Raw genomic sequence first — 17,910 nt, forward strand, 5'->3', positions numbered from 1 at the left:
ACTCTATTAAGTACCATAATGCCGAGAAAACTTCTATTTCAGCCCTGTATGCCTGCCGTACAACAAATTGAACGATAGCCGATACGTTTTTCTTAAAAGAAAATTAAAATAAGTAGTTGACTATGTAATGAGAACAATTATCATCTGCGCCACTTATAGAAAATGATAAGGATTCTCATGTCCAAGAAGCTGCTTTCTCTTTTAATTGCATCCATTGTATCGGGTCAGGCGTTGGCCCAAGACGAAGTTAACCGTACAGGTGTCGATGAGACCATCGAAATTACTGCAACACGGACTAAAATCCCTCAAAGCGCGATTCCGGCTACGGTGACCGTCATTGATGGAGAGCAGTTGCGCCAGCAAATGATGGTTGCAGAGTCGCTTTCTGATGTCCTCGGCAAGTTGATTCCTGCATTTTCTCCCTCGCGTCAAAAGTTAACCTCATCGGGCGAAACATTACGCGGCCGCCAACCACTATACTTAATTGATGGCGTGCCTCAGTCCAACCCATTACGGGACGGTTCGCGCGCGGCGTATACCATTGATCCGTTCATGATTGAGCGTGTAGAAGTCATCCATGGCGCCAGCGCTATTCAAGGTTTAGGCGCGAGCGGCGGTATTATTAATATCGTCACTAAACAAGCGCAAGAAGGCACCACGCAAGAAGTAAATGCCGGTTTCACAGCGCCCGATAGCGAAATCTCAGAAGGGCTCAGCTACGAAGCGGGTTATTTAGTGCGTCACGCCGAAGGCGATTGGAAGTTTGTTGCCGGCGCACAATACCGCGATACCGGTATGTACGTTGATGGTAAGGGCCAGTTAATTGGTGTCGATACCACCCAAGGCGACACCATGGACTCGAAGAGCTATGACGTGTTTTTCAAAGGCGAATACCGCATTGATAGCACCCAGTCACTGGCGTTAATGATCAATCACTTTGATATGGCGGGTAATGGTGATTACTTTGCTACTGTAGGTAACCGCGAACTGGGCGTTCCTGCCCTGTCGGTCGAAGGTGAATATCCAGGCGATGCACCAGAAAACGAAGTCACCACCAGTAGTTTGACGTATAAAAACACCGACATTTTAGGTGCTGACCTCAATTGGCAGCTATTCTTACAAGACTTCTCCGCGCTTTATGGTGGCGGCAACTATGCCACTTTCCAAGATCCGCAGTACGGCGATGATATCTTTGACCAGTCTCGCAATGACTCGCGTAAGTATGGTTCTCGCATTACCATGAACTGGGCAAAAGTTGCTGACCTGCCTGTTGATGTAACAGCAGGTGTCGACTTCATGAACGATAAGACGTTCCAAGAGCTCGCACAAACCGGCCGTAAGTGGGTACCTGAGACTGAGTTTGAAAACTGGGCGCCATACGCACAGTTGAGCTATCAAGCCAACGGACTCACGCTGAGTGGTGGTTTACGTTACGAATACGGCAAGCTCAAAGCCGACAGCTTTACCACCCTCGCCTCTTACGGCAGTGTGTTCGTTGAAGGTGGCGAGCCAAGCTTCAATGAGTTGCTTACCAACCTCGGCGCAGTTTATGCGTTGAACGATAACTGGCGTGTGTTCGCTAGTTACTCTGAAGGCTTTAGCATGCCTGACGTAGGGCGCGTTTTACGCGGTATCTCAACACCTGATTTGAGTGTCAGTAGCTTCTTAGACTTACAGCCAGTACTTGCTGATAACGAGGAAATCGGCGTCGAGTTCAACAACAACGCATGGCGCGCGTCAATCAGCTATTACCGTTCTGAATCGGATTTAGGCGCTCGTCTACAAGCGGATGCTGATGGCATTTACTCGGTTAAACGTGAACGCACTGAAATCGACGGCATCGAGGCTAGCGCAGAATATGCGTTCTCGAACGATACGGCATTTGGTTTGAACTACGCTGATACTGACGGTGAGTTTGACAGTGATGGCGATAACCAAGTCGATACGCAGCTTGGTGGTCGTAATATCGCCCCGAAACGCGCGAATCTGTACTGGTCACAACAATGGACTGGACAAGTTTCGAGCCGGGTACAGTGGAACAAGTTCTTTGACCGCGACATTTACTCAGGTGCCGAGGCGGTAAATAACTTCGATGGTTATAACACCGTCGATGCATCGGTCTTGCTTGAAACCCGCGACTATGGTCAATTTGCACTCGGTATCGAGAACTTATTCGATGAGTACTACTTCACCTACTATGCACAAACAGTCGGTGGTGATAACCGTAACTTTACCGGTCGCGGACGTACCGTTAGCTTAAACTGGAACTACGCTTGGTAAGTCATACGTGAAGCGCATTAAGCTACCGTCACTGACACAGTGGCATCGCTGGCTTGGCCTTGTGCTGAGCGGCTGGGTACTGCTCATGGCAGTGACGGGCTCAATGCTGTTATTCAAAAATCAGTGGCTGATGTGGCAATACCCCAGTCTGCGACTCGACAATCCCGTGTCGCAAGCTACATCAGCAACTATTGCCGATCGTTATACGGCAGGGTACGCGTATCTTCCTACTGATGGCCGCCCCTGGTTTGAGCTGGTTGATGGTGAAGGTAATCATCATTATTTTGGCCCTCAAGGTGAGCAACTGCTTACTCGTGCACCCTACGCTGATACGGTGAGTTGGTTTGTCGAACTACACCACCACCTTGCACTTGATGAGTTCGGTAAGGACATCCTCGGTGTATTGTCGCTATTTGCCTTGGTATTGATTACCACCGGCTTAGTGCGCTGGTGGCCTAAGCGACAATGGCGTTGGAAAAACCTCGCCGTACGCTTTTATAACCCGTTCTCGGCTAAAGGCATGCAAACCTTATGGCAATTGCACCGCAGCACCGGTGCTATCGTCTTTATCCCGGTGGCATTACTGATGCTTACTGGTAGCGCGATTATGTACGCAGGCACTGTTAAGAACGGCTTAGCCGCCGTGTTGCCAATGACCCCTTCGCAGATACACCATTCGTTGCCCAAACGCTCCGCCACACACTGGCAGGAACGATTTGCAATTGCTCATACGGTCTTACCCGATGCTGATATACGTTTAATTTATTTAGACTCAGGCCGCATGCGCTTAAAATGGCCTGATGAATGGCATCCCAATGGTCGTAATTACATTGCGTTTGATGAAACCGGGACACTTTCCAACATTACGGATGTGCGGACACGCCCCTTAGGTGAGCAAGTGTCCCATATGATCTATCCGCTGCATGTCGCGGCGATTGGCGGCACCACCATGACCTTGATTATTTTAGCCGGTGGTCTTGCGCTATTGCTGCTACCTGTCACGGGCGTTTGGTTTTACCTAAAACGTCGCACCAAACGTTAGTCTTCATAAACGCGCGGTACGCGACGTGTCACTTGAGCAAATAGCTCGTAAGTGATTGTCCTCGCTTGATCGGCAATCACTTGTATCGGTAGCTGTTCACCCCAGAGCTCAACGTTATCGCCGAGCTCAATACCCTCAATATCGGTCACATCGACAGTAATCATATCCATCGAAATACGCCCAACTAAACAGCCTACTTGACCATTAATAATCATCGGTGTGCCATCGGGTAAGCTACGCGGGTAGCCATCGGCATAACCTATTGCCACCGTCGCGATACGGCTCTCTCGTTGTGCGCGCCAACGGCTCCCATAACCCACGGTTTCACCTGGCTGAATAATACGCAATGCGATGACAGGGGCCTCTAATGCCATCGTGGGTTTTAGCTCCACGTTATCGGTCAAGTCCGCTTGCGATGGGTTCTGCCCGTATAATGCAATGCCGGCGCGAAACCATTTAGTCAGACCCATCGCGTCCAGTACATCGTCACCCAACATAAAGGCACTGTTTGCCACGCTAACGCCATCTATTTTATCGCGCACCGCATGGAGTACCGCATAAAAGCGTTCTAACTGTATCGCGGTCAGTGGGCTCTCAGGATTATCCGCCTCAGCAAAGTGAGTCATCAGCACAATTTGGTTGATCAGCGCATGCGCACGAAGCTGCCCTACCGCCCCTTCGACGTCATCGGCAAAAAAGCCTAATCGATGCATACCTGAGTCTTGCTTCAGCCAAACGTTAACGCGGTTGGCTTCCGAAGTGATTTCGCTCAGACAATCAATTTGCTGCGCGTTATGTATTACGGGTTCAAACTGCTGCTCAGCGCATAGCAACCAGTCTTCTGTGCTGTATACCCCCTGCAAAATGACGATGGGTTTGTCGATACCTGAGCCGCGTAACGCAATCGCTTCATCAATAAAAGCAACGGCGTATTTTTCTACGTAATCCGTGATTGCATGCGCCACTTCTGTCGCGCCATGACCGTATCCGTCCGCTTTTATAACGCCTAGCATCGGCTGCTGGTCGATATACGACTTTAATTGTTTGGCATTGTCCCGTAAATTTGTCAGTAAGATACGAGCGCGGGTTTGTCGATGCGGCTGAGACATGCAGGCGATCCAAAGCTCAAATAGGTAAATGATAGCGAACATTTAATCATGTTCGTGACTTGGCTTCGAGCGTTTTAGCGCGGTTTCAATGATGATTTTTCGAAGCGTTTACAGAACACCCGTTAGAATAAAAATTAAGGACGCATTATGTGGTTAAAAACATCCGCCCTGGTTATTGGGCTTGCAACATTGTCACCGTCTATTAACGCGCAAACCAATGACTATTTTGCTATCGACGATATCTTTCAGCTTGAGTATGCCAACGATGTAAGCATCTCGCCTGATGGGCGCTATATCGCCTACATTCGTAATCGCTTTAACGATATGAAGGACAACACCGAGCGCTCGGTCTGGATCCTTGATACGGCATCAAATCAACACTATCCGCTCTTTGATGAGGGCGACGCCTACGGCAACTTAACTTGGTCACCTGACAGTCAACGGCTGGCATTAACATCTAATCGCAAGGACAGTTATCAGGTTCATGTGTATTGGCTCAACCAAGATAAGCACGCAGAGATTACCCATGTGCATGAATCGCCAAGTCAATTGGCTTGGTCACCTGATGGTGAGTCGATCGCGTTCTTAATGGATGTGCCGGCAGAAAAAACGGCCTTTGAAAAGAAAGTAAAACGTCCCACTAAACCGGAGGGCGCCGACTGGGGTGGGCAACCGATTGTTGTGCAAGAAGCTTACTATCAAAGCGATGGTCAAGGTGTGCTAAAACCTGCACATGCACAACTTTTTACTGTTCCAGCAACCGGTGGCAGTGTACAGCAATTAACCACGGGCGCATTCAGCCATTCTGGGCCACTGACTTGGAGTCACGATGGCGAGTCGATCGTGTTTTCCGCTAACCGCGACAAAGACTGGGCCTACGAGGTTAATGACAGTGATCTTTATGCCGTTAATGTGAAGACTCAGCAGCTCACGCGCATCACTCAGGCGGCGGGTCAGGAATACGCACCACAGTTTTCACCCGATGGTGAGCGTTTGGTTTATTTACACAGCAGTGATGAGCCGGTTCCTTATCACAAAGGTGAACTGTGGGTCATGGACTGGTCCTCGAAACAAAAGCGCGAGCTGCAAAGTGAATTGGATCGCTCGTTTGCCAACCCACAGTGGAATGCCGCAGACACGATTGCGGTGCAATTTGCAGACCGCGGTAAAACCGTGATCGCCAACGTCAGTCTAGACGATGAATTAACCCGCCGCGCTGATGATGTGTCAGGTACCTATGTCAGTCGCCCATATACGATGGGCAGTTTCAGTGCCTCGAATAATGGCGCTATCGCTTATACGCAAGGTACTCCTTACCGTCCCGCCGATGTAGGTTATCAAGCGTCTGGGGATGAAACACAAACGTTGACTCAGCTTAACGAAGACTTGTTGGGCAACAAAAAGCTCGGCAAGGTACACGAAATCACATACAACTCGAGCTACGATGATCAACCGATTCAGGGTTGGTATATCACACCCCCCGACTTTGACGAAGATAAAGAGTATCCACTGATCGTTGAAATTCATGGCGGTCCGCATCTGTCTTACGGCCCTCATTTTGCGGCCGAGCACCAGCGCTACGCAGCTGAAGGCTACGTCGTTCTATACGTAAACTACCGTGGTAGCACCTCTTACGGAAAAGACTTCGCGATGCTACTCGATGGTAACTACGCCTCAGAGTATGACTTTGCCGATCATATAAGCGGTGTTGATGCGATGATTGATAAGGGCTTTATTGATGCAGACAACCTGTTTATTGCCGGCGGTTCGGCAGGCGGCATCGCCACAGCCTATGCGGTAGGCTTAACCGACCGATTTAATGCAGCAGCGGCCACTAACCCTGTGATTAACTGGGTCAGTAAAGTACTCACAGCAGATAGCTCAATTGGGCAGATCACCAATCAGTTTCCGGCGATGCCATGGGAGGATTTAGACCATTATTGGAAACGTTCGCCATTGTCTCTGGTGGGTAATATCTCGACGCCTGTATTGCTATTTACTGGCGAAAATGACCGCCGCACACCTATTTCGGAAACCGAGCAGTTCTACCAAGCGCTGAAGTTGCGCCACGTCGACACCGCCATGGTACGAGTGCCGGGCGCATCTCACGGTGTAACCCACCGTCCTTCACATATGATTGCCAAGATCGAACACGCGTTAGCCTGGTTCGAACACTATAAGAAGTAAAGGTTTTATGATTGAACAGTTAGTGACACTCGGTCCTGCCGGCACGTTCTCGGAGCGTGCCGCGCAGCACTTTCAGCAGCAGTTAGGAGATTCAGTGCCGATCGTGTTTAAAAGCACGTTGGCAGATGTCCTGCACAGTGTAAATGACACACAACTTGCGGTCGTTCCTATCGAAAACCTAATTGATGGTTTCGTTTCGCCCGTTGTCGACTATTTCGCGCACCATCCACTGTATATTCACGCAGAATACCGACTACCGATTCAGTATCATTTGCTCGCCAATAGCGAGAAACCCGAACAGGTGTGGGCGCAGTTTGTCGCGGCTGGCCAATGTCATCACGCATTAAATACTCTGTCATTACCGATAGTTCATACCGCAAGCAACACCGCTTCGTTGAATGAGTTAATCGCCGCCGATAAACCGTCGGCCGCCATTGTACCGAGCCATATACCCTGCCCAGAACAGTTGCATTGCATTCAGCGTACTATCGCCGATAGCCACAAAAATCAAACGCGCTTTGTGTTACTATCCGCGCACGCGGAGCCCTTGCTGGCACTGCAAGATAGACGTTGGAAAAGTAGCGTGATGCTGATCGACGATAATGACCACCCGGGCTTACTCGTCGATAGTTTGAAAGCATTTGCCGAGCAAGGCATTAACTTAACATCGATTGTTTCACGTCCTACCGGGGATGGTTTTGGCCAGTATCACTTTTTCATCGATTTTGATGGTCATGAACAGGACCCTTCGGTACAAAAGGCGCTCAAAAAGCTCGCTGAGTTGAATCAAATTCGCTGGTTGGGTTCGTATCCAGCCTTTAATTAGGAGATTTTATGCAGTTAGAAGTAATCAAACACGATCCAAGCGAACCCGCCGATGCGGTCATTATCTGGTTGCACGGACTAGGCGCCTCGGGAAACGACTTCGTCCCCATGGTTGAACACTTAAATTTGGCCCCGGCCCGCGTACGTTTCTTATTCCCTCACGCGCCACGTCTTCCGGTCACCATTAATCAAGGTATGGTGATGCCCGCTTGGTATGACATCACAGCGATGACCATCGATCGTGAGATTGATGCGACCCAATTACGCGCTTCTGCTGCCGCGATTCATCAAATGATCGATGAGCAAATAGAGCAAGGCATTGATAGCAAACGCATTATTATTGCTGGCTTTTCACAAGGCGGTGCGGTCGGCTATGAGGCCGCGTTAACCTACCCCAAACCCTTGGGTGGTTTGATGGCACACTCGACTTATTTCGCAACGCAAGGTGACATAAAACCTGCCGAGGCTAATCGTTCACTGCCGATTTTAGTACAACACGGTACGCAAGACCCCGTTGTTCCTGAAACGCTCGGTCAACGGGCTGTGGCGCATTTAAAAGAGATGGGTTACGAAGTGACTTATCAAACCTACCCCATGCCGCATTCACTGTGCATGGAGCAGGTTGAGGATATGCAGAAGTGGTTAATCGAGCGCCTTTAAGCGTCTTTTAACACTTGTAGCTCGTCGCACCATTGGTCGGCGAGCTTATGAGCGCGCTCAGCACTGTCGACCATTAGGTTCACGTGGCCCACTTTACGACCGGGGCGCGCGTCTTTGCCGTACCAGTGACAATCAGCGGCACCGGCTTCCCACAACACTTCTGGAAACCCATCAATGCCAATCGCATTTAGCATGAGCGTTGGCGCAACCAATAAATCCGGCGTCGGCAGTCCAGTGATAGCCCGCATGTGTAAGTTAAACTGGTCACAATTTGAACCACTCATCGTCCAGTGACCCGAGTTATGAACACGCGGCGCAATTTCGTTGACCAATAATTGTTGGTCGTCACCCTCGCCCACCACAAAAAACTCGATAGCTAACACACCAATATAATCGAGTTCATCGGTCAGTTTTTGGTGATACGCCTGCGCCTGACGTTCCAGTGCTTCGGAAAAACTCTGTGCACCGGCAATGCTATAAGCCAGAATGCCTTTGCGATGGACATTCAACGTCAATGGATATCCGCGCTGTTCACCATGATGATCGCGTGCTGCGACAACTGAGACTTCATCGCTAAAGTCGATCATATCCTCGACGATACCCGGACGTTGTCCCGCCTCGGCGATAATGTCATCTTTTGCCTGACCGGGCTTCCAGCGCCACTGACCTTTACCATCATAGCCGCCCTTCGCTGATTTAATGACAACCGCGCGGTCACAGTCAGCCAAAATGCTCTCGAGCTCAGCAGCGTCATTAAAAGGTTGCCATTCAGACGTTGGAATCTCTAGCGTGTCACAAAGCGCTTTTTGCGTGCGACGGTCGGTTAGTTGACGGAATAGACTGGCTTTTAATAACCACTTATCTGCCGTCGCATCAATCAGATCATCGGCAAGGTGTTCATGTTCCCAAGTGACAACGTCAGCCCACTCTTTTGCTTCTTCCAAGGTTAAAGCCAGTGCTTGCTGGCTACCCAGTGCCTTCACTTGATGGTCGCGGTCGCTGTACAAAATACATTCATGGCCTTGCTGGATAGCCGCTTTACCCAGCATCTGCCCCAACTGTCCGTTACCTAAAATCAGTACTTTCATTCTGGTAACTCCAAGTCTGCATTCGCCATTACTTTATCGCGCTGTTGGTTGCGAAACTCGGTCACACGCTGACGCACGGTCGCGTCGAATGAGCCGACAATTTGTGCTGCGAGTAAGCCGGCATTAGCCGCACCTGCGTCACCGATCGCCAAAGTACCTACCGCTACGCCTTTGGGCATTTGCACGATAGAAAGCAAACTATCAAGTCCTTTAAGCTGCTTGCTCGATACCGGTACACCCAGCACAGGAATCGACGTGTGTGCGGCAAGCATGCCGGGTAGGTGAGCGGCACCACCCGCACCTGCGATGACTACCTTTACGTCATCCTTTTCTGCTTGCTCCATAGACGATTTGAGCAAATCAGGCGTACGGTGTGCTGAAACCACTTTTGCTTCCCAGCTTACGCCCAAGTCTTTGAGCATATAGGCTGCTTTCTGCATGGTTGGCCAGTCAGATTGCGAACCCATTAAGATCAGTACGGTAGCCATGTATCACCTTTTTGAAAGAGAGGGGGCTGAAAAGGCCGAAATTGTAGCGATCAGGGGACAAAACTGCAAATATTCTGCGGTTTTTTTGACCGTTAGCGAACCCCGTTGCGACCAAAGCACTATGTACATCACACACCTTTTCGGTAGTATGAGTTCAAACATTGAGAATTAAGGTCAGTCGTATGCTGTTAAAACGTGATGATTCAATTATTTTGGTTGTCGATGCTCAGGAACGCATTACACCAGCGATTCACCAACGCGATATTGTGACTTCTAGAATGCGTTGGCTGGGAGAGATCGGTTTGCAACTTGACGTTCCCGTACTAATTACCGAGCAATATCCAAAGGGATTAGGCTATACGGTCTCTGCATTGGCAGAAATTATCGAAGTCGCACGCGTTGTCGAGAAGACACATTTTAGCGCCTGGCGTGAATCAACGTTTCAAGATGTGGTTAAAGAATACGACAAAAAGCAAATTGTAATCATGGGTATGGAAACCCATGTGTGTGTCATGCAAACGGCGCTGGACCTTGTTGCACAAGGCTATCAAGTGTTCTTGCCCACAGATACAGTCGGTTCTCGCCGTCCTAATGATAAAGACACCGCGATTGCGCGGATGCGTGAAGCAGGCGTACAGATCGTGACTTCAGAAATGGTTGCCTTTGAGTGGTTAGAAAAGTCAGGGACCGACACGTTCCGACACATCAGCAAAAACTGGCTAAAATAAGCCCGAGTTTAATTGACAGACCTAAACAAGGGTATATACTGATGATCGCTGATGAAATTCGGCTATTGTTTTGAGATTTGTGTACGAAGTCCTTCTTTGCTGTACCTCGTTTTGTAAGTCCAAGTAATACCAATTTCTGAGCATTTTTAATTCACATGCATTACGAGGAAGATCAGCATGTCTACTACTACTGGTAAAGTTAAGTTTTTCAACGAAGCTAAAGGCTTTGGTTTCATCGAACAAGAAAACGGCGCAGACGTTTTCGTTCACTTCAGTGCAATCCAAGCTGACGGTTTCAAAACTTTAGCTGAAGGCCAACAAGTTTCTTTCACTGTTGCTCAAGGTCCTAAAGGTCCTCAAGCAGAAAACGTAGTTCCTATGTAATCTACGTTTAAAAAGAATTCTAAACGCCGCTTTTTAGCGGCGTTTTTTATTTCCAGCCCCAAAACCTTTCACGCTTCCTAAAGATTTTTTTTATTTTTCCGATAATCGTATATCCTTGATGTATATCAAGTTAAAAGGGATATTATGAAAGATAACGGACCCATCACTCAAAAAGAACGACATATTCCGGATGAGTATCGCCTCATCTCATCGACCGATCGCAAGGGTGTCATTACCCATTGCAATGACGATTTTGTAGAAGTCAGCGGCTATACCCGAGCAGAATTAATTGGTTCGCCGCATAACATTTTACGTCATCCCGATATGCCCGCTATTGTCTTTGAAAATATGTGGCGAACCATTAAGAAAGGCCAGCCATGGATGGGACTGGTTAAAAATCGATGTAAAAATGGCGACCACTATTGGGTAAGCGCGTATGTAACACCCATTATTCATGACGGAAAACCCGCTGGCTTTGAGTCGGTGCGGGTAAAAACCTCCGATGAGCGTAAAATACGCGCAATGACTATTTACCAGCGCATAAATCAAGGCAAACGCCCGGTGCCTCTAGCGACAAGCACGTTTTACGCACTACGCGACTTGCTACCGGTTATCGTACCGGGTATTGCTGCAACTATCGCGGCTTCGCTGTTTGGATCTTGGCAGGCCGGCGCAACAACTTTTGCTGCAATGGCAGTAAGTGGGTTGTGGTATGCGCGCTACGTATCTTCTATCATGCAACGTATGTTGGATATCCGACCCGAGGCGTTTCATGATGAGCTAGTCGGTAGCACTTACTTTAACGCTCAAGGTCGAGAAGCTCAGTTATCACTGATGTTACTCAGTGAAGGCGCGCGCAACCGAACAGCATTAGCACGAATAAAAGATGCTGTTGGGCGTTTACTTCGGGTTGCTGATGATACAAGTCAACAAGCCAAGACGTCGAACGAGCACGTGCAACGTCAAACTCAAGCCACCGACCAAACAGCGGCTGCGATGAACGAGATGTCGACGACCATTCAACAGGTGGCGGCAACCGTTGAGCAAAACGCAGAACAAGCGGATAGCGCGAAGCAGAATACCGATGAAAGTGTAAATCTTGCGCGTCAAGCGAGTGCGGTCATTGTCGAACTGCATGAAGCGGTTAAGCAGATAGCACAAACCGTGGAAGCGCTTGATGCCTCGACCGCTGAAATTGGCGAAGCCGCCGATCTGATTTCATCGATTGCCGAACAAACCAATCTGTTGGCATTGAATGCGGCGATTGAAGCTGCGCGTGCGGGCGAACATGGGCGAGGCTTTTCCGTGGTCGCGGACGAAGTTCGTAACCTCGCTCGCCGAACCTCAGAGTCGACCGATAGTATTCACAACGTTATCAACCAATTACGCGGCCGCGCTAAAGAGGCGGTCACGGTATCCCAGCAAGGCGAAAAATCGGCGGCAGAAGGTGTCGATAAAGTGAAGCGCGCAGATAACGCGTTGTCGCAGATATCATCCTCTATTGAGCAAATTGCAGATATGTCTACGCAAATGGCCTCAGCCGTGGAACAACAATCAGGCGTTGCAGAACACATCAACCAACAGCTCTCAGAAATTGCCGAAATTGCTCGTCAAACCGAGCAAACATCAGAAAGTACTCAAAAATCCAGTGATGACTTGAAGCGCACATCGTATGAATTATACGAGCTTATTGAGCGCTTCAATCTGAAAAATTAGTCTGCTTCGTGCTTACTTTCGTGCTGCGCTTCGCGCTGTTGTGCAGCACGTTGTTTTTCTTCCAGAAACGCCACGTCATCCATCTCGACTTCAGGCAATTCACCACAGACGTCACCGCCTAACCGGTTGACTGCTTGACACAAATCCGAGACCTTTTGATCCAATACGTGTACATGATCGAGCATTCGACCAATGGCTGTTGCCACTGGATCGGGGTTATCAGCTGCGATAGCGTAAGCATCAAAGCCATAAGCTTTTGCCATCTTCGCTCTTCGCTCGTTTGTTTCTTTGTCTTGACCTGACTTAGCAACGCGCGCAGGAATACCAACCATGGTGGCACCTTCAGGTACATCACGGACCACTACAGCATTTGAACCGATTCGAGCTTCAGTTCCAACCGTTAACGGACCTAATACCTTTGCACCCGCCCCGATGACTACGCCATTTTTTAACGTCGGATGCCGTTTACCTTTGTTCCAAGACGTTCCGCCTAGAGTCACGCCATGATACAAAGTCACGTCATCGCCTATCTCCGCCGTTTCACCGATGACTACACCCATACCATGATCGATAAAGAATCGCCGTCCAATTTTGGCGCCTGGATGAATCTCAACCCCAGTAAACCAGCGCCCAAGATTAGAAATAAAACGAGCCAACCAATAGAGTTTTAACATCCACAAGCGATGGCTGAATCGATGCAGCCAAATCGCGTGTAATCCAGGATAATTAAAGAGTATTTCAAAGGCGTTGCGGGCCGCTGGATCGCGACTATAGACGCTTTTTATATCTTCTCGAATGCCTTTAAATAACATCGGCGCTTCCTTTTACCGAGTGGGAAACTCGCGTAACAATTTCTCGACGTCAGCTAAAATAACGTCTTTCAACTCAACCTCATAACCCTCACGCTCTTTATCAAGTTCCTTAATCTTTTGCTTAGGAAACTTTTTACGGTTTTCGTGCGTCGGCATATGTTTGATTCGCTCGTACATATCATGCATTGCAGGATAATCTTTCGAGTAGTCATACTCCGTCGATTCAGGACGATGATCCAGCAGCACAACAATACGCAAACATCCCTCCGACAGTGGACATTGATCTTGCTGCATGCCCTTGGCAATTGTGATAATGCTCTCATCAATACGATCGACACGCTTCTTAACAGCCTGTTGGCGAAGCTGGTTTTGATAGCGTAAACGCTTCAGCAAGGTCACCGCATAGACAGCTAACCCCACGATAACAATGACACCTAGTATGTATAAAATGATCGCTAATGTAGACATCAATACTCCTCGTCATCCCACTCATCGTCATCATCGTCAAGATCGAGACCTAGCTGACTTGCTAGCTTTTCGTAGCGTTCAGACTGCTCGTCGAGATAACGTTGATCGTCATTTGATAGCACTTCGCCTTGCTCAAAACGCTCAACCAACTCCTGCAATCGTAAATCACTTTGCAATTGTTCAAGCTCTTGTTGAGGCGATAGCGCCGTTTCAGCCGTTGCCGAAGCAACAGGCACCAATTCGATCTTACGTTTACTTCCCTTTCGCGGATCCGTTTGCAGTTCGTTGTGTTGACCGGACTGTTGCTCCCGCTTAGGTTCACTATGACGTTTGCCCGCAGGCTGTCCTTTACCCTTTTTCTTACCGCGAGATAGGTTTTCAACTTGGCGCTTTTCTTTGGGCGCTTTCGACGGCGCCAGAGGACCGGTTTTGCGTGTTTTCTTCTTACGAGTCATAGCCGACTCCTTATTTCATAAAGTTGTGCCTATTGTAACGCATAGCACGCTTGTAATCAGCAGGATTTAATGCAACGAAAGAAGGTTACTTCATTTGTGATTCGCTCGACTCGAAATCCGAACTGCTCAGCGATATACCGATATGTCTCGTCATTAAAGAACGACACATGGGTGAGGTCATTTTTGTAATGCCAGTTGGGAAACCGTTCCGCGGACACATAGGGCTTTGTCATCGTCGCTAGCGTACCGCCCGGTTTAACTAAACGACGTAACTGTGCAAATTCTCGTTGTGGGTAGAAAAAGTGCTCGATAACCTCGGTGCATGTAACCACATCATAGCTATGACTCAACAGTATTTCATCGGGTGAATAGATAGGATCGTAATGACGTGCATTAAGACCCGACTCTTCCATCATTAGATGTAAAGTTGGGCCTGGACCGGAACCAAAATCAAGTGCTGTTCGATAGCCGGAATCTCTACACACTTTTTGCAGTGGCTGCCACAGTTGATTTAAAAAAGCCCTATAACGAGGGTCAAGCGGATCGTTCTCATGTGTTTCATATAACCGCTTTTCTTCTTCTCGATCGACATGAGTTGCTGGATCAGCAAATACGAGTCTACACTGCCTACACTGATGAAAGTCTCGTCTTTTATCGCGTGCATAGAATGAACTAGAAGCGTGACATAGTGGGCATAACAACATAATAGGCTCTTTAGAAAAGAAAAAAGGCGATGTTTCCATCGCCTTTATTTCTCATATTTGGCAGCGCACTGCAACTATGAGAATGGTTGTCACTGCTTCCGAGTTGTTGTCTCGGTCTTCCGTAACCTAGTTTTCTAGTTGTTGTTATTATTGAAAGGAGCAACCAATACTACGTTTTACTCCCTGGATTTCTATTCAATTATTATTGTTTTTGCGAAACGAAATCCAGAATCGATTTATTGTTATTTTTGTGTATCGATTTTTATCGCTGTTTTAAAACAGTCTTCTTATTATTTTTGTCTGGGAAGACAGTATCTCCCTCGGACGCTTTACAGACTACGTATTTATACGGATGAGTTCAATGATTTTATCGCTCTAAAAATTCATTTTTTTATAACATTTTTGTTTATAAGACGTAAAAAATGCATAAAAATATAACAAATGAAATAAAAAAGGGTGGCATCAACGCCACCCTTCAGAATTAAAATCACTTATTAATACAGACCATGTAAGTACTCAGCGAGCAACTTCATCTCTTCATCGGTCATTTTTGCAGCGACACCGCGCATCATGCCATTAGGATCATTGGCGCGCTTACCGCTACGGAAATTTTCTAATTGAGAAATAACGTACGCCGGATGCTGGCCTGAAATATCAGGAAAAGCCGCAAGACCCATACCGTTACCGCGTGGTCCGTGACAACCCGCACATGATGGAATATTTGTCTCTGGGTTACCGCGACGGAATAGATCTGAGCCTTTAGCGATCAGGTCCTCTGGGGTATCACCTTTTGCAGGATCTTGTGCTGCAAAATAAGCGGCTAAGTCTTTCATGTCCTGTTCCGACAAGTTAGCAACTTGGCCCATCATGATAGCATTGTTACGACCTTGTTCACCGCCTGTTTCAGAGGCGGTTTTGAAGTCCATCAACTGCTTATAGATGTACTTGGGATGTTGACCTGCTAAGTTGGGATACATATCTGAGGGGGAAACGCCGTTAGGTCCGTGACATGCTGCACATACCTGAGACTTTTGTTTCCCTGCTTCGACATCACCCTGTTGCGCCATCGCAACGCTGGTCGAACTAATAAACAATCCTAGAATGATCGCGAATTTTTTCATGTCTGCTTCTCTTGTCTCTGTGAGGCACCCTCGTGCCTGAACCGATCGCATCTAACGGTAGCTTATTTTACACAAAACAACGCACGATTAAACGTCTAATGCACATTGTTTATGCAATTCAGCGTTGGAGAAAGTGTACAGATGCTTCATAATACGGCGCATTAGTGAACATTTTACAAGCAAGTGAGCCTGTCGTGTCAGAAAAGCGCATCAATTATCAAACAGCTACCTTTATTACCAGTGCCCCTAATATACGCAAGTTGCCGGAGGATAGTGGTATCGAGATCGCTTTCGCCGGCCGGTCAAACGCCGGGAAATCCAGTGCGTTGAACACGCTCACGCGTCAACGCAACTTAGCGCGGACCAGCAAGACACCTGGGCGAACGCAATTAATTAACGTCTTTGAAACCGCAACCGGTCAACGCTTAATTGATTTACCAGGTTATGGCTTTGCCAAGGTTCCCATGGAGGTCAAAGAGCAGTGGCAACGTTCACTGTCCGAGTACTTAGAAAAGCGTGATTCGCTCAAAGGCTTGGTCGTGCTGATGGATATTCGCCATCCGTTTCGTGAGACCGATCAAGAGCTGATTTATTGGGCGGTGGATTGCGGTATCCCAGTATTGGCCCTATTAACCAAGGCCGATAAACTCAAACAAGGTGCTCGAAAGTCGACGTTACTAAAAGCGCGCCAAGCAGCGATTGCCTTTAATGGTGATGTTCAAGTTGAGGTGTTTTCTTCTCTTAAAAAGTTCGGTATTGATCAACTCGAGAATAAACTCGACCAATGGTTTTTAGGCGAATCTCCTGTAGACGATAACTTTGTGCAAAGCGATGACTCATAGCACCTCAGAAAATCCGCCGCTAAAAGCATGGCTATTGCTGGGTCTTTTAGCACTCATTTGGGGCAGTTCATTTTTACTTATTAAAAAGGGACTGATTGCCTTTACTGCACTTGAGGTGGGTGCCTTGCGTATCGCCTCAGCGGGCATTGTTCTAACACCTTTAATTCTACCGAAATTGCGACAAATTTCGCGTAAACATTGGCTTAAACTGGCATGCGTGGGTTTAGTAGGCAGTTTCATACCTGCCTTTATGTTTGCTATCGCACAAACTCAGCTACAAAGCGGTGTTACGGGTGTATTAAACGCGTTAACCCCCATATCGACGCTCGTGATTGGCGTATTGCTGTTTAGCCAGTCAGCTCGCTGGGCACAGTGGGTGGGTATCGTCATTGGTTTGGTTGGCACCGTATTGTTGATTACCGCAACCGCAAATGGCTCCTTTACGTTTAATAGCTATGCGTTATTAGTCATGCTTGCGACCGTATGCTACGGCATTAACTTAAATCTAATTAAACATAAAATTGCCGACCTAAAGCCGCTAACGATTACGGGCGTATCACTCCTTATGGCCAGTATTCCAGCAGCGATCTTCTTATTTTTAGGTACTGACTTTTTAGCCCATACACAACGATCTGACGCGCCACTTTCACTGACCGCCGTACTCGTACTAGGAATTGTAGGCACCGCCGGTGCATTGATCATTTTCAATTATGTGGTACAGCTGACCAACACTGTGTTCACCAGCTCGGTGACTTACTTGATTCCCATTGTCGCTATGATGCTGGGAGTGCTTGATGGCGAGCCCTTCTTTCTGCAGCACGGTTTAGGCATGCTCGCTATTTTAATCGGTGTTTGGTTTGCTAACCGCCGTGGTCGTAGCGGACTTGCAGGTATCCCGCAGAAAAACAAATAAAAAAGCCCGACCAAAAGGCCGGGCTAAAAACAATCCAGGGAGAACAAATTTTTGAAGGCTTACCTCTCGCCTTCACTTATTCAGAGTC

General features: G+C 48.0%; 18 protein-coding genes. 10 read left to right on the forward strand and 8 right to left on the reverse strand.

Annotated features, from left to right (window positions below; translation table 11 throughout):
• Positions 1–177 precede the first annotated feature (177 nt).
• Positions 178–2,280, forward strand: coding sequence for a TonB-dependent receptor (locus tag OS145_RS01095; RefSeq protein ID WP_006954086.1), 2,103 nt, complete (start codon positions 178–180; stop codon positions 2,278–2,280).
• Between the two features lie 7 nt (positions 2,281–2,287).
• Positions 2,288–3,322 carry a PepSY-associated TM helix domain-containing protein gene (locus OS145_RS01100; RefSeq protein ID WP_006954087.1) on the forward strand — a complete coding sequence of 345 codons (1,035 nt, stop codon included), beginning with the start codon at positions 2,288–2,290 and terminating at the stop codon, positions 3,320–3,322.
• Here OS145_RS01100 and alr read toward each other — a convergent pair.
• Positions 3,319–4,431 (reverse strand): alanine racemase, encoded by a 1,113-nt coding sequence (gene alr / locus OS145_RS01105; RefSeq protein WP_040487528.1) that lies wholly within the window; start codon positions 4,429–4,431, stop codon positions 3,319–3,321. The genes OS145_RS01100 and alr overlap by 4 nt on opposite strands.
• Before the next feature lie 147 nt (positions 4,432–4,578).
• Here alr and OS145_RS01110 point away from each other — a divergent pair, with 147 nt between their 5' ends.
• The 3 genes from OS145_RS01110 to OS145_RS01120 are packed head-to-tail and all read left to right on the forward strand — an operon-like array spanning position 4,579 to position 8,103.
• A complete protein-coding gene (locus OS145_RS01110; protein WP_006954089.1) occupies positions 4,579–6,618 on the forward strand; it encodes a S9 family peptidase in 2,040 nt (679 codons plus the stop codon).
• A 7-nt stretch (positions 6,619–6,625) separates the two neighbouring features.
• On the forward strand, positions 6,626–7,444 hold the full coding sequence (locus tag OS145_RS01115) for a prephenate dehydratase (protein WP_006954090.1): 819 nt from the start codon (positions 6,626–6,628) through the stop codon (positions 7,442–7,444).
• Positions 7,445–7,452: 8 nt separating this feature from the next.
• Positions 7,453–8,103 carry an alpha/beta hydrolase gene (locus OS145_RS01120; protein WP_006954091.1) on the forward strand — a complete coding sequence of 217 codons (651 nt, stop codon included), beginning with the start codon at positions 7,453–7,455 and terminating at the stop codon, positions 8,101–8,103.
• Here OS145_RS01120 and OS145_RS01125 read toward each other — a convergent pair.
• Positions 8,100–9,191, reverse strand: coding sequence for an ATP-grasp domain-containing protein (locus tag OS145_RS01125; RefSeq protein WP_006954092.1), 1,092 nt, complete (start codon positions 9,189–9,191; stop codon positions 8,100–8,102). The two genes, OS145_RS01120 and OS145_RS01125, sit on opposite strands and share 4 nt — an antisense overlap.
• Positions 9,188–9,679: a 5-(carboxyamino)imidazole ribonucleotide mutase gene (gene purE, locus OS145_RS01130; RefSeq protein ID WP_006954093.1), complete on the reverse strand. Its 492-nt coding sequence runs from the start codon at positions 9,677–9,679 to the stop codon at positions 9,188–9,190. The genes OS145_RS01125 and purE overlap by 4 nt, the downstream gene beginning before the upstream one ends.
• Before the next feature lie 182 nt (positions 9,680–9,861).
• On the opposite strand from purE, the gene OS145_RS01135 reads away from it, so the two are divergent.
• From OS145_RS01135 to OS145_RS01145, 3 genes are all read left to right on the forward strand, one after another.
• Positions 9,862–10,407, forward strand: coding sequence for a hydrolase (locus OS145_RS01135; RefSeq protein WP_006954094.1), 546 nt, complete (start codon positions 9,862–9,864; stop codon positions 10,405–10,407).
• Between the two features lie 177 nt (positions 10,408–10,584).
• On the forward strand, positions 10,585–10,791 hold the full coding sequence (locus tag OS145_RS01140) for a cold-shock protein (RefSeq protein ID WP_006954095.1): 207 nt from the start codon (positions 10,585–10,587) through the stop codon (positions 10,789–10,791).
• A 144-nt stretch (positions 10,792–10,935) separates the two neighbouring features.
• The gene (locus OS145_RS01145) at positions 10,936–12,507 is read left to right on the forward strand and encodes a methyl-accepting chemotaxis protein (protein ID WP_006954096.1); all 1,572 of its coding nucleotides are present in this window, start codon (positions 10,936–10,938) and stop codon (positions 12,505–12,507) included.
• On the opposite strand, the gene cysE is transcribed toward OS145_RS01145, so the two are convergent.
• The 5 genes from cysE to OS145_RS01170 all read right to left on the reverse strand — a co-directional run bounded on the left by cysE (position 12,504) and on the right by OS145_RS01170 (position 16,067).
• Positions 12,504–13,319, reverse strand: a complete 816-nt coding sequence (cysE, locus tag OS145_RS01150) for a serine O-acetyltransferase (protein WP_006954097.1) — start codon at positions 13,317–13,319, stop codon at positions 12,504–12,506. The two genes, OS145_RS01145 and cysE, sit on opposite strands and share 4 nt — an antisense overlap.
• Positions 13,320–13,331: 12 nt before the next feature.
• The gene (locus OS145_RS01155) at positions 13,332–13,787 is read right to left on the reverse strand and encodes a DUF2489 domain-containing protein (protein WP_006954098.1); all 456 of its coding nucleotides are present in this window, start codon (positions 13,785–13,787) and stop codon (positions 13,332–13,334) included.
• On the reverse strand, positions 13,787–14,242 hold the full coding sequence (gene yihI, locus OS145_RS01160; protein WP_006954099.1) for a Der GTPase-activating protein YihI: 456 nt from the start codon (positions 14,240–14,242) through the stop codon (positions 13,787–13,789). The genes OS145_RS01155 and yihI overlap by 1 nt, the downstream gene beginning before the upstream one ends.
• A gap of 56 nt (positions 14,243–14,298) precedes the next feature.
• Positions 14,299–14,985 (reverse strand): class I SAM-dependent methyltransferase, encoded by a 687-nt coding sequence (locus tag OS145_RS01165; RefSeq protein ID WP_006954100.1) that lies wholly within the window; start codon positions 14,983–14,985, stop codon positions 14,299–14,301.
• Between the two features lie 455 nt (positions 14,986–15,440).
• Positions 15,441–16,067 (reverse strand): c-type cytochrome, encoded by a 627-nt coding sequence (locus OS145_RS01170; protein WP_006954101.1) that lies wholly within the window; start codon positions 16,065–16,067, stop codon positions 15,441–15,443.
• Positions 16,068–16,261: 194 nt separating this feature from the next.
• On the opposite strand from OS145_RS01170, the gene yihA reads away from it, so the two are divergent.
• Positions 16,262–16,909, forward strand: coding sequence for a ribosome biogenesis GTP-binding protein YihA/YsxC (gene yihA, locus OS145_RS01175; protein WP_040487530.1), 648 nt, complete (start codon positions 16,262–16,264; stop codon positions 16,907–16,909).
• The gene (locus tag OS145_RS01180) at positions 16,899–17,822 is read left to right on the forward strand and encodes a DMT family transporter (RefSeq protein ID WP_006954103.1); all 924 of its coding nucleotides are present in this window, start codon (positions 16,899–16,901) and stop codon (positions 17,820–17,822) included. The genes yihA and OS145_RS01180 overlap by 11 nt, the downstream gene beginning before the upstream one ends.
• The last annotated feature ends 88 nt before the right edge of the window (positions 17,823–17,910 follow it).

The sequence above is a fragment of the Idiomarina baltica OS145 genome (genome assembly GCF_000152885.1).
GTDB lineage: Bacteria > Pseudomonadota > Gammaproteobacteria > Enterobacterales > Alteromonadaceae > Idiomarina > Idiomarina baltica.